The organism is Kitasatospora sp. NPDC058063 (genome assembly GCF_042885395.1).
GTDB lineage: Bacteria > Actinomycetota > Actinomycetes > Streptomycetales > Streptomycetaceae > Kitasatospora > Kitasatospora lactacystinica.
In genome coordinates this window covers 171,660-183,633 of sequence record NZ_JBHVSD010000020.1, presented here as the reverse complement: position 1 = coordinate 183,633, position 11,974 = coordinate 171,660, and the positions used below count along the sequence as shown (strand labels likewise).

Genomic DNA, 11,974 nt, shown 5'->3' with positions numbered 1-11,974 from the left:
GGGCGGCGGCGGCGGAACAGCGGCCGCGGGCACGGCAGGCGCGGGCACGGCAGGCGCGGGCACGGCGGGCGCGGCGGGCGCCGGCTCCGCGGGTTCGGTGGTCACGGAAGTGGCTCCAGAGAAGGGGGAAGAGGAAGGGGCGGCATCGGGCGGGCGGTCGGAGCCTGGCTCAGCCGCCAGTGGTGAGCCACTCGCGCTGGCGCTTCATCAGCTCGTTCAGCAGCGCCTTGTCGGGCGTCCCCTTCACGTCGACGTCGACCGTGTACTGCACGTCGCCCTGACTGGAGATGCCGCTCATCGATCCGGTGTAGGCCTGCTGCTTGGGGGCCTGCAGGTAGCCGTGGCCGCCCGGGTCGCCGTCGATGTCGAACGGGCTCAGCGACTTGACCTCGTAGCCCTTGACGAAGTCGCGTGCCGCACCGGTGGAGCCGAACTTCAGCAGGGTGACGGTGACTTCGGCCTTGCCGTCGGCGGTCCGGTACGTCCGGGTCGCGCCGCTCCTGTAGCCGTACGAGCCGAGGATGTCCATGATGCCGTCCTGCTTGCCGAAGAGCGCGGCGACGTCGTCGTTGGTCATGGTCATCCCGTCCGCGGGACCGTAGGACTCGCCGCCGGCCGGGATGGGGAGCAGGAAGTAGCGCAGGTCGCCCTCGTGCTGGCCGTTCTTGACCGTGCCCTTGACGGTGCTGGCGGGGGCGGGTTCGGCCGGGGCGGCGGTGGGCACCGGGACGGGCGCGGCCGAGGGCGTCGCGGACGCGGTGGCACTCGCGGTGGCACTCGCACTCGCGCTCGCGGCCACCCTCGACGGGGCGGGGGCGGCCGCGGCCGAGCGGGCGGCGGGCTTGCCGACGGCGACGGTCACCGCGGCGCTGGCCGCGGTGACGGCGAGCAGGCCGGCGGTGGCCAGCGCGACGCCGACGGCGCGCGGCAGCCGGCGCGGGGCCTGCTGCGGCAGGGCGGTCGGCTCCGGCGCGGCGGTCGGCGTCGGCGCGGCGGTCGGCGTCGGCAGCGCTGCCGGCTCCGGCGGGGCGGCCGGCACGGGCGGCGCGGCGGCCGGCTCGGCCGGTGCCGGAGGTGCGGCGGCGGCGCCCTCGTTCTCGGGCTCAGGCTCGGGCAAGGAAATCCCCCCAGGAAGAATGCGGAATCCCACGCGCGGGCCCCTCGCGGGCACCACTGCCCCAGCGGGTTCTCCGGGAATTCCGTCACGCGTGTCGGCAGGAATTATGAGAGGCCGCCGACACCGCTGCCAAAACAGTTAACCGCCACACTTTCCCCCAATGTTCGACGAATCGGACACACCGTGATCGAACCGCAATGGGCGCTGTCCTGCGGTGATGACACTGTGTCGACACATCGATTCGAACACGGCCTCCTCCCGCCCCGGCGGCCCGTGACGATGTCGCGGTCCCGTCACCGCTCGGCACGAAGGCGCGCCCGCGGGGCCGGGGCGGCGTCAAGAACGGGCAAGGACGGGGAGAAGGACGGGAAAAAAAGGGGGACGTGCCGTGACGAGGGGGGAATCCGGTCGCCGGCGGGCGTGGCCGGCCGTGGTGGCGCTCGCGGCGCCGGCCGCCGCCGGAGCGCCGGTGGTGTGGGCGTGGTCGCTGGACCGGCCGGTGGGCGCGGGGCCGCTGTGGCTGTGCGCCGCCGCACTGGCGGTGGGCGCGGCCGCCTCGGCCCGGCCGGGCCGACGTGCGGTCCGACGAGCGGCCCGGCGGGCGGGAGGCGGCGGGGACGCGGCGGTCCGCGCGTGGGCGGTGGTGCTGCTCGCGGCCGTGTGGGGGACGGCGTTCGCGACGGCCCAGGCCGTCCACACCGTTCAGGTGCGGGCGCACGAGCCGCGCAGTGTCGCGGCGGTGGTGACGCACTGCCGGGCGACCGGCCAGCGGCCGGTGGAGGGCGGCGGTCTGGGCTCGAAGACGTACGGGTGCACCTACCGTTGGAGCGTGGACGGACAGGAGTTCAGCGAGGAGCGCCCGGTCGACGAGCCCTACCCGGACGGCCAGGAGGTCCGGGCCTGGCTGGAGGACGGCGGGCGGATGGTCACCGGCCGCCCGAGCCCGGCGGCCGCCCCGTTCTGGATCGTGCTGGCCCTGCTCGGCCTGGCCGCCGTACCGTACGCCGCCGTCCGCCTGGCCGCCCAGGTCCGGGAGGCGGACCGGTGAGCAGCGGGACCGGCCCGCGGTTCGCCGTCGGCCCCGGGTACGCGCTGTACCGGGGGCCGCTGGCCGACAGCGCCTTCCACCGGCACACCACCTTCCAGGTCGCCGTCGCGGGCGCCGTCCGCACGGTGGCCATCGAGGACGACACCGGGCGGCGCCATCGCGGTCCCGCGCTCGTGGTGCCGCCGATGGTGCGCCACCGGATGGCCCCGACCCGGGAGGTGCTGACCTTCTACGTGGATCCGCACTGCGCCTTCGCCGACCGGCTGCGCACGGGCTGCGGGCAAGGGGTCACCGTCGCCCCGCAGTGGCACGGCCTGACCGAGCGGGACGTACGGCCGGACGGCGGGCTGCCCGCCACCGGCCTGGACCCGAGGCTGCGCGCGGCCATGGCGGCACTGGCCGACCACCAGGAGCCGCTGGAGGGCCTCGCCGCGCGCGTCGGGCTGTCCCCGCAGCGCCTGCGGGCCCTGGCGCGGCGGCAGTTGGGGGTGCCGCTGGCGCGCTGGCGCAGCTGGCAGCGGCTGTCCCGGGCGGCGCTGGCGCTCGGCGAGGGGTGCTCGCCGGCGCAGGCGGCGTTCGCGGGCGGATTCGCCGACCAGGCCCATTTCACGCGGTGGATGCGGGAGTTGACCGGGCTGACGCCCTCGCAGGTGCTGCCCGCACTGCGCGGGGCGGAGGGCGGGGCCGCTCAGCCGGGGCGGCGCGCGGTGTAGAGGGACATCGAACCGGTCACCGTCGCGACGGTGTCCGTCTCGCGCACGCCCTCGAAGCCCGCCTCGGCGATGAGGCGGGGCAGGATGCCGTCGGCATTGGGCTGGGTGTCCTGCTTCCCGTCGGCGAACTGGACGATCCGGAAGGCCAGGCGCATGGCCGCCGTGCGCTGCCGCCCGTAGTCGGCGATCACCAGTTTGCCGCCGGGGCGCAGGGTGCGGTGCATGGCGGCGAGGATCGCCCGCTTCATCGGAACGGGGCACTGGTGGAGGACGAGGCTGGAGACGACGGTGTCGGCCGCTTCGTCGCCGACGACCTCGGCCACCGCGTCGCCCAGGCCGGTGCGGAAGTCGGGGGTGGCGCCGGCCGCGGCGGCCTTGCGGCGGGCCAGGCTCAGCACGGCGGGGTCGGGGTCGACGCCGATGACGGTGGCCTGCGGCTCGGCGCGGTGGAGGAGGACGGCGAAGGAGCCGGTGCCGCAGCCGACGTCGACGATGACGTCACCGGGGCGGGGGGCGACGTGCATGGCCAGCAGGCTGCGCCACAGGCGTTCGCGGGTGAGCGAGACGATGGGGTCGTAGAGGCCGAGGGCGAAGCGTCCGGCCGCGGGGGTGAAGGTGTCGCTCGGTGTCATGGGGCCAGTGTGGGCGGGTGGTTGGGGCGGAGTCTTGAACGAATCGCTCGCCCGCCGAGGCGCCCGCGGCGCCGACGCGCTGGGCCCGCGGGGGCCGGGGCTCACGGGTTTCGCGGGATCACCGGGCAGAACGCCGCGGACGTGCGCGAGAATTCGCGCTGTGGCACTCCCCGACCTCATAGGCCCCTACCGCCCGCTGCGACTCATCGGCGCGGGCGGTATGGGCACCGTCTTCTACTGCCTTCACCCCGGAACGGGGCAGCCGCTCGCGGTGAAGGTCCTCCATGCCGACCACGCGCAGGACCCGGTGCACCGACGGCGCTTCGCCCGGGAGGTCGCCGTCCTGCGGAAGGTCACGGGCCCGTACCTGGTACCGCTGGTGGACGCCGACCCCGACACCGGGCAGCCGTGGCTCGCCACACCGTACGTGCCCGGCAACACCCTGCACCAGCACGCCCAGCGGCACGGGCCGCTGACGGGTTCCGGCCTGACGACGTTCGCCGCCGCGACCGCCCACGCACTCGCCTGCATCCACTGGGCTGGGGTCGCCCACCGGGACCTGAAGCCCAGCAATGTCATCCTCGCCGCGGACGGCCCGCGCGTCCTGGACTTCGGCATCGCCCACCACCTCGACGCCACCTCCGTCACCGCGACCCGCGTGACCACCGGGACCCCCGGCTGGATGGCCCCCGAGCAGCTCACCCGGGGTGAGACCACCACGGCCACCGACGTGTTCGTGTGGGGCATGCTGGTGTGCTTCGCCGCGACGGGCCGCCATCCCTTCGGGAACCCCACCGGCATCGACTTCCGGATCGCCGGCGGCGCCCCGGACCTCACCGGCGTCCCCGACCGGCTCGCCCCGCAGGTCCTGGCGGCCCTCGACCGTGACCCGATGAACCGGCCCACCGCCGGCGGCCTGGCCGAGGCCGTCGCCGCCGTGTACGGGCCGAGCGGCACCCAGGTGTTCCCCACCGTGGCGTTCACCCGGACCGTGGACACGACCGCCCCGGGACTGCCGCCGATCGCCGCGCTGCCACCCTCCGGCTGGGAGGTCCCCGCGGCCGACCACGACCTCACCAAGGTCCTCCCGCCGCCCGGGCCCGTTCCTCCATCGCCTCCCCCGGGCGCTCCCACGGCCGTTCCCCCGGTCGATCCGACCCGGCGCCCGCCCGCCGCCGACGCCGTCCGCGACCCCGTCCGCGGCGCCGGCGGCCGCTCCGGTACGGCGGTCCGCGCGGTCGGCGGCGGCGTGCTGCTCACCGCCCTCACGGCCGGCCTGGTCTTCGCCGCCCTGGACAACGGCGGCACCGACCGGGACGGCGGCACCCGAGTCGCGGCCGGCCCCAGTGGCAGCCCGGCCCCGAGCAGCCCGAGCGCCACGCCCCGCGCCACCCCGACCGCACCCCCCGTCAACACCCCGAGCCCGACCGCGAGTTCGACGCCCACGCCCACGCCCACCGCGACCGCCCGGAGCCTCTTCGGCGGCATGGGCATCACCGTCCCGGCCGACTGGCAGGTCACCAGGGATCCGCGCAACGACGGCCCGCAGGTACCGGCCAACGGAGCGGGAGTGACGCTCGGCCGCTACCAGCCCGCGGGCGCCGGCTTCACGGGCCTGCTGATCGCCTTCGACCCGGGCGAAACCGCCGACCGCATGTTCCCCTCCGACCTCAGGGGCTCCGGCATCCTGTGGGCAGGGCAGGACGGCGGCACCCCGGAGACGGTCACCGCCGCCGAGGCCGGCCCGCTGGTGCCCATCGGCGGCCGCAAGGCCCAGAGCTGGACCGTCCGTACCGACGTGCTGCCCGACTACAACGGCACCCGCACCCACACCCACCGGGTGTGGTGGCTGCCGGCCTCGCACATCCGCCTCACCACCTACGGGGACCTGACGGCGGCCCAGGACCAGCAGGTGGACCGGATGATCGCCTCGATGACCTTCGGCACCGCCGACATGCCGCTGGACTGCGCGGACGGCGTCGCCTACCTCGACCGGCTCCACGCCCACGACAGTGCCGCGGGCATCGCCGGCGCCGGCTGCGCCGCCCTCGCCTTCGGCGCCGGGACCGCCGTCGCCCAGGACCCCGGCACGATACCGACCGGCACCGAGGCGGCCTGCGTCGCCCTGGTCCAGGGCTATCTGGAGGGGGCCTACGGTGTCCCGAGCGACGAGCAGTACGCGGCCGACCGCAAGGGCTGCGACCTGCCGGTGAAACGCTAGGCGGCTTCGACCCGTCTGTGGCCGTCGGCCGTGACGGGCAGGGCGGTGCGCTCGCGGGCGGTGCGGGTGCGCTGCGGCGGGACCTGGTGTGCCGGGTGGACGTTCGCCGTGCGCCGGGCCCGGTCCTGCGGTGCGGCGGACGGTGTCCGGGCAGCGGCGGTGCCCCTGCCGGTGGCGGTGCCCCGGCCGGCGGTGGTGGCGGGCGCGGTGGTCCGGGCCCGGTGGCGTCCGTCGGCGGTGCCCCGGCCGGCGGGGGTGGCGGGTTCGCCGGCCGTGCCGAGGGAGACGAGGAGGTCCCGGATGCGCAGGCCCAGGTGCAGGGTCATGCGGTCCGCTCCGCTGTCCAGGTCGAACCCGGTGATCTCCTGGATCTGCCGCAGCCGGTAGTGCAGCGAGGTGCGGTGGATCCGCAGGGCGTCGGCGGTCCTGGTCGTCGATCCGGCGTGGTCGAGGAAGCAGCGCAGGGTCTCCGCCAGGCGGTGGCCTCCGCTGGATTCCAGCAGGGTGTGCAGCGGCTTCGGGAGGAGTGACGTGTTCAGGGCGTGGTCGGGCAGTTGCAGGAGCACGGCGAGTTCGCCGAGTTCCTCCCAGGAACCGATGTCGTTCAGGGCGGGTATCCGGCGTGCCGCGCGCACCGCGACGAGCGCCTGTTCGTAGGAGGCCCGGGCGCAGGAGAGGCCGCTGTGGTGGCCGCCGATGCCGATGACGGGAGCGGCCGAGGCGTCCAGGCGGGTGCCGAGGATGTCCAGGATGTGCCGGGACTGCTCCCGCAGTGCTTCGGTTTCCAGCGGCCGGTCGGCGAGTTGCAGCAGGACGACCCGGTCCGGGGCGACCGCGAAGGCGCCGTGGGCCGACCGGGTGCGCCGGAATCCCTCCAGCGCGCCGGAGAGCGCGGCCGCCACCTGCCCGGGTGACGCCTGGCAGCGCACCGCCTGCACAACGCTGACCACCGCGTGGGGGGCGTCCGGGAGCAGCCCGTCGTCCAGGATCCGGTGGCGGGACCCGGCGCGGGTGGCGGGATCCGGGTCCAGCAGCGACAGCAGGAGTTCCTGTTCCCTGGCCCGCTCGGCGTCGGCCAGGAGGTGGTCGGCGTACAGCTGGCCGACGATGGCGGGCGTGGCCCGGGCGATGGCCTCGGTCTCCTCCGGGGCCAGGGTGGCGTCCGGGGCGATGACCATCAGCAGGCCGAGGAAGTGGCCGCGTTCGCGCAGCGGTACGCAGTAGCGGGGTTGCAGTCCGAGATCGTCCCGGCCCTGCAGGAACCCCGGCCGGGGCCAGCGGGTGACTCCCTGGTCGAGGACGTGGCGGGAGACGTCGCCGCTCGCCCGTCCCTGGAGGAGGCTGTGGACGCGGGCGCGGTCCGCGTCGCCGAAGTGCCGGCTGGTGCGGACGCCCCGGACCGAGGAGTCGGCCACGGCCACGGACCGGCCGAGTGACTCCGCGAGTTCCTCGATCAGCTGTCGCAGCGCGGCACTGCCGAGGGGGGCTCGCCGCCGTTGTTCGGTCATGGCAGTCCTCATTCGTGGTCGTCCCGGTGCGGCGCGGGGCCGGCGGGGCGGGATCGGCCGGGATCCGGCGGCTTCCCGCGTGCCGGGATCGGCCCTGGTGCCCGGATCGGTTCCGGTCCCGCTCGTCCCCGGACCACCGTGTCACCGCCGCGATGCCCCACGGTGCACGGCTCTTGCCCGTGCCTGCGGGGTTGCCCGGGCCCTCGTGCATCCGGTGCGCGACTGCCCCAGGCTGATCCCCCGGTCCGTGGTGAGCGGGCGGTGAACCAGGAGGAGTACTCGTGCCCGAAGACGTCCACGTTCCCCGGGTGGCACCCGTCCTCGGGCGGCAGACGCGTGCCTTCGTCGAGTCCTGCCCGTGGCCGGCTCCCCCGCGGGCCGGCGGCCCCACGGCGAGGGAGCGGATGGCGGCGCTGTGGGACGGCGGCGGCCGCGAGGAGCCCGAGGTCGAGGAGGAGTGGCTGGCCGTGCCCGGCGGGGACGGAGGGCGCGGGGACGGGCGACGCGGGGACGGCGGGCGCGGGGACGGGCGACGCGGGGACGGCGGGCGCGGGGACGGCGGCCGCATCCGGGTGCGGATCCTGCGTCCCGCGGGGGCCTGCGAGCCGCTGCCGGTGGTGCTCTACCTGCACGGGCTCGGCTGGATGCTGACCGACGCCCACGCGCACCAGCAGCTGCTGGTGGACCTGGTGCTCGGGGCGGACGCGGCCGTGGTGGTGCCCGAGTACGACGGGCCGGAGCACGCCCGCCACCCGGATGCCGTCGAGCGGGCATACGCCGTGGCCCGGTGGATCGCCGGGCACGGCGCGGGCTGCCGGCTCGACGGAAGCAGGATCGCGGTGGTCGGCGCCAGCGCGGGTGCCCAGCACGCGGCCGCGCTCACCCTCCTCGCGCGGGCGCGCGGCGGCCCGCGCCTGCGCCACCAGGTGCTGGTGTGCCCGGTGACGGACGCGGCGATGGACACCCCGTCCTACCGCCGGTTCGCCGAGGGGTACTTCCTCAGCCGCGCCGCCATGCGGGAGTACTGGCAGCAGTACGCGCCGGACCCGCGGGACCGCGTGCGGGGCGCCGTCTCACCGCTGCGCGCGCCCGTGGAGAGCCTGGTGGGGCTGCCGCCGGCGCTGGTCATCACCGCGGAGGCCGACGTCCTGCGGGACGAGGGCGAGGCGTACGCGGCGCGGCTGCGGCAGGCGGACGTCCCGGTGGTGTCGGCCCGCTATCACGGGACGATCCACGGGTTCGTGCTGTTCGACCGGCTCCGCGGCACGGAGGCGTCCGGGGCGGCGCGCATCCAGATCACGGACGCCCTGCACACCGCCCTGCACGCGTGACGTCGCGCGGGCCCGCGCGGACGTGACGTCACCCGGGCCCGCGCGGACGTGAGGTCACCCGGGGTCGTCCACGGGGACGGCGCCGCCGAGCCGCCGCCACTCGCTCGGGGACACCCCGCAGGCCGCCTGGAAGCGGCGGCTGAAGTGGCTCGGGCTGCTGAACCCGCACCGGGCGGAGACCGCGGCGACGGTCAGGCGGTCGTAGCGCGGGGAGGCCAGCATGCGCCGGGCCTTGCCGAGCCGCTCCTCGATCAGCCACTGCTCCAGGCTGATGCCCGCCCCGCTGAGCAGTGTGTAGAGCCGGCGGACCGAGACGGCGTGCTCGGCCGCGATCCGCTCCGGCGTCAGGTCGCGGTCCGCGAGGTGGGAGCGCGCGTAGGCGAGGACCCGCGTGAGCAGGGTGTCGTCCATCGTCGACCTGACCTCGACGCTCTCCTCGGCGTGCGCGGCCGACAGGAGCAGCGCGCGGACGAGTTCCGTCGTGGCGGACCCCAGGGCTTGCGCGCCGGGATCGGCCTCCAGTCGGCCGGGATCGTGCCACAGGCCCCGCAGGTGCTGCAGCACCAGGCCGTGGAGCGGGCTGGAGCGCAGTTGCTGGGAGGCCCGCGCCACGTCCTCGACCGGCACGCCCAGGCGGTCCATGTCGAACATGACGGCCTGGGAGGCGCCGTCGCCGGACCAGCCGTACACGCGGGGCGACAGCTCGTGGAAGACGCAGATGTCGTCGGCGCCGAGGAGCGTCCGCCGGCCGGCGACCTCGGCCCGGTGGACGCCCACGGGCTGGAGCGAGACCGAGACGATGGGGCTGCTCCGGTGGTGACGCACGTGCTGGGCCGTCCGCCGCACCTCGAAGCCCGAGTTCCGGGTCGCGAAGAGGTCCAGGCCGCCGACGCGCCAGAGTTCCATGCGCGCGTGGATGCCGGTCTCCGGCTCCTCGTGGAAGACGTCGTTCGGCACCAGCGAATCCGTCAACGCATGGTGGAAAGCGTCCACACGCTCACGGGGAGACACCGTGTCGAGGTCGAGCAGCAGCACACACCCTCCCGAAAGGCCCGAATTCGGCCAGTCTGCCGCAGACGGTGAGCGCTCCCCGCCGCCTCGGACGTCCGGGGTGGATGCCGTGCGCTCTCGGGCAAGAGGGCGTGCACTGCCAGGCAGGTGGTCCCGCAGAGCACGCGGGCCTGCCCGGCAAAGCACTTCAGGGATTGGCCGGGAAGTCACCGGCCCGGATACCGCAAGCAGACCGGGCGGCCTCGCGTGCTCCGCGAGGCCGCCCGGCAAAAAAGCGCTTCAGGATCCGGCCGGGAAGTCGTTGGCCTGGATACCCGCAACGAACGACCGCCACGCCTCCGGGGCAAAGCCGAGGGCCGGCCCGTGGGGGTCCTTGCTGTCGCGGACCGGAACGATGCCGGTGATGCCCTCGGCCACTTCGACGCAGTCATCGTTCGGGTTGCTGGCGGTTGCCTTCCTCCACTGAACAGGGAGTGCGGAGGCGACAGAGAAGTGGGTCACTTGAGCATTTCTCTCTTCTGTGTGATGAGGTTGCGCGACTCGTCGAGCGACATGGCGGTTGCCATGATCTCGTCGAACGCCTCTCGGTAGATGTCGACTTGATCCGGATCCTCAACCCAGTCACTGCTGAGCATCCCGCTGAGCAGAACCAGGTCGAGATCACGCTGCCGAAACTCCAGGAGTGCGAAAGGCCCTGTCATCCCGGGATGCGGCGGTGCCATGGCCGGCATGATCTGAACCTTGATGTTGGGGAGTTGGCTGAACTGCACCAGCTTGTCCAGCTGGTCGATCATCACGCCCGGCGCGGCACTCATGGTGAGGGCCGCCTCGTGGATCACGGCCCACAGTTTCAGTGGGTTCTCGGATCGAGTGAGAACTGACTGCCTGTTGATCCGGACCTCGACGCGCTCTTCGACGCTGGAGTTGTTTATCACGCCGCTGGCGATGATGGCGTGAGCGTACTGCCGCGTCTGAAGCAAGCCCGGGATATAGGCGGACTGATAGGACTTGTTGCCCACGGCCGTCTCTTCAAGGCGAATCAGGTCCGTGTAGAGCGGGTTCAGCTGCTCGTAGCCCGCCATCCAGCCGGGACGGCGCTTGTCCCGGAGGATTTCTACGAGGACGTCCTTGAGCTCCTCGTCGCACTCGTAGAAGTCGAGCAGAGCTCGGACGACATCAGGCTTCAGCTGGACGCGCGCGTTCTCGTACCTGCTGAGCTTCACCAGGTTGACGCCGTCGACCTGGGCGACCACCTCTTCGGCCGACAAGCTCTTCAGCTCGCGAAGCCTCCTCAGTTCAGCGGCGATGCGCCGATACCGCACAGCTGGCACTGCGACAGCCATCTACGTAACCCTCCAGAACGTTCAGACACCAGTGTGCATGCGAGTGGTGACGGTTCGCCACCACTGACTGAAGCGTAGAGGGTGCACCTTGCCATCAGATCTGAAAGTTTTCACTTTTGGTTGACATGTCTTGCGGTGCGACATCCACATGCTCCATGCTTTGCGTAACGAAATGGTGGCTATGCGTGACATGCATGGCACGCTGCTACGCCACGCCCTGATGGGCGCTCCCTGATGGACGCGTACGGGTCGCCGCTTCCGCGGCCCGGTCAACTCCACTCGCGTGTTTGGAAGGTGCATTCGCCGTGTCCTCCCACTCCTCCACCACCTGGCTGCCGCGCAGCCGCCGCGCCCCCTCCGAGGGGCGTTCCCTTCTCGCCTCGTTCCTCGCCTCCGCCCCGAACGGGAATCAGTTCCTCGACTCGGGGCTTCTGATCGTCTCGGAGCTCGTGACCAACGCCCTCCTGCACGGCACCCCGCCGGGGCACCGCATCTACCTCTCCCTCGACCTCGACTTCGACCCGGACTTCACCCCCGACCCCACCTGCCTGCGCATCGAAGTGCACGACGCCCGGCAGGATCGCGAGCCCGTCCTGCGCGCCCTCACCCTCGACGGCGAGGCCGGGCGCGGCCTGCACCTCGTCAAGTCCCTGGCCAAGGAGACGGGTTGCTCCCCGCGTCAACCGATCGGCAAGATCGTCTGGTGCGAGGTGGCCGCGTGAGGGCCGATCACGACATCCGCGTGGAGGTCCCGGGCCACCGCCCGCCCGCTGTCCACACCCTCAACGCCGATGCCCTCGAACGGATCTGGGCCTCGGTCTGCCACCTGCCGATGTCCCGCTTCCAGCACTACGCCCTGGAGCGCCGCCTCACCGGCCCCTGCGCCCGGCGCGACATCGTCCGCGACCTCGCCGACGCCCCCGTCCTCGCCCTCCCGCTCGGCGACCGCGAGATCCGCATCAGCTGGGCGGACACGGCCCGCTAGCCATCCGGCCCGGACGCCGCCGCATCGCCGGGCCGCTCCACAGGCAGACACGACCACTACCCCAC

Annotated in this window: 12 protein-coding genes; 6 read left to right on the top strand and 6 right to left on the bottom strand. The window is 73.8% G+C overall.

The annotated features are described in order from the left end of the window. Positions 1-169 precede the first annotated feature (169 nt). Complete coding sequence (locus tag ACFVUY_RS30385) at positions 170-1,117, bottom strand: hypothetical protein (protein ID WP_387735299.1); 948 nt, start codon at positions 1,115-1,117, stop codon at positions 170-172. Positions 1,118-1,505: 388 nt separating this feature from the next. Here ACFVUY_RS30385 and ACFVUY_RS30380 point away from each other — a divergent pair, with 388 nt between their 5' ends. Both ACFVUY_RS30380 and ACFVUY_RS30375 read left to right on the top strand, forming a co-directional pair. Next, a complete protein-coding gene (locus ACFVUY_RS30380; protein WP_387735296.1) occupies positions 1,506-2,165 on the top strand; it encodes a hypothetical protein in 660 nt (219 codons plus the stop codon). After that, positions 2,162-2,878: a helix-turn-helix domain-containing protein gene (locus ACFVUY_RS30375; RefSeq protein WP_387735293.1), complete on the top strand. Its 717-nt coding sequence runs from the start codon at positions 2,162-2,164 to the stop codon at positions 2,876-2,878. Before ACFVUY_RS30380 ends, ACFVUY_RS30375 begins: the two co-directional genes overlap by 4 nt. Here ACFVUY_RS30375 and ACFVUY_RS30370 read toward each other — a convergent pair. Next, a complete protein-coding gene (locus ACFVUY_RS30370; RefSeq protein ID WP_387735290.1) occupies positions 2,854-3,510 on the bottom strand; it encodes a class I SAM-dependent methyltransferase in 657 nt (218 codons plus the stop codon). The two genes, ACFVUY_RS30375 and ACFVUY_RS30370, sit on opposite strands and share 25 nt — an antisense overlap. A 160-nt stretch (positions 3,511-3,670) precedes the next feature. Here ACFVUY_RS30370 and ACFVUY_RS30365 point away from each other — a divergent pair, with 160 nt between their 5' ends. Further along, a complete protein-coding gene (locus tag ACFVUY_RS30365) occupies positions 3,671-5,731 on the top strand; it encodes a serine/threonine protein kinase (RefSeq protein ID WP_387735288.1) in 2,061 nt (686 codons plus the stop codon). On the opposite strand, the gene ACFVUY_RS30360 is transcribed toward ACFVUY_RS30365, so the two are convergent. Then, the gene (locus ACFVUY_RS30360; RefSeq protein WP_387735286.1) at positions 5,728-7,239 is read right to left on the bottom strand and encodes a PucR family transcriptional regulator; all 1,512 of its coding nucleotides are present in this window, start codon (positions 7,237-7,239) and stop codon (positions 5,728-5,730) included. The two genes, ACFVUY_RS30365 and ACFVUY_RS30360, sit on opposite strands and share 4 nt — an antisense overlap. A gap of 281 nt (positions 7,240-7,520) precedes the next feature. On the opposite strand from ACFVUY_RS30360, the gene ACFVUY_RS30355 reads away from it, so the two are divergent. After that, a complete protein-coding gene (locus ACFVUY_RS30355) occupies positions 7,521-8,570 on the top strand; it encodes an alpha/beta hydrolase (protein WP_387735284.1) in 1,050 nt (349 codons plus the stop codon). Between the two features lie 54 nt (positions 8,571-8,624). On the opposite strand, the gene ACFVUY_RS30350 is transcribed toward ACFVUY_RS30355, so the two are convergent. The 3 genes from ACFVUY_RS30350 to ACFVUY_RS30340 all read right to left on the bottom strand — a co-directional run bounded on the left by ACFVUY_RS30350 (position 8,625) and on the right by ACFVUY_RS30340 (position 10,924). After that, entirely contained in the window at positions 8,625-9,563 is a 939-nt protein-coding gene (locus tag ACFVUY_RS30350; protein WP_387735282.1) for a helix-turn-helix domain-containing protein, read from the bottom strand. 297 nt (positions 9,564-9,860) lie between these two features. After that, complete coding sequence (locus tag ACFVUY_RS30345; RefSeq protein WP_387692513.1) at positions 9,861-10,082, bottom strand: DUF397 domain-containing protein; 222 nt, start codon at positions 10,080-10,082, stop codon at positions 9,861-9,863. Further along, positions 10,079-10,924 carry a helix-turn-helix domain-containing protein gene (locus ACFVUY_RS30340; RefSeq protein WP_387692515.1) on the bottom strand — a complete coding sequence of 282 codons (846 nt, stop codon included), beginning with the start codon at positions 10,922-10,924 and terminating at the stop codon, positions 10,079-10,081. Before ACFVUY_RS30340 ends, ACFVUY_RS30345 begins: the two co-directional genes overlap by 4 nt. A 305-nt stretch (positions 10,925-11,229) precedes the next feature. Between ACFVUY_RS30340 and ACFVUY_RS30335 the strand changes: the two genes are divergently transcribed. Then, positions 11,230-11,646 (top strand): ATP-binding protein, encoded by a 417-nt coding sequence (locus ACFVUY_RS30335; protein ID WP_387692517.1) that lies wholly within the window; start codon positions 11,230-11,232, stop codon positions 11,644-11,646. Next, positions 11,643-11,909 carry a hypothetical protein gene (locus ACFVUY_RS30330; protein WP_387692518.1) on the top strand — a complete coding sequence of 89 codons (267 nt, stop codon included), beginning with the start codon at positions 11,643-11,645 and terminating at the stop codon, positions 11,907-11,909. The genes ACFVUY_RS30335 and ACFVUY_RS30330 overlap by 4 nt, the downstream gene beginning before the upstream one ends. Positions 11,910-11,974: the final 65 nt, after the last annotated feature.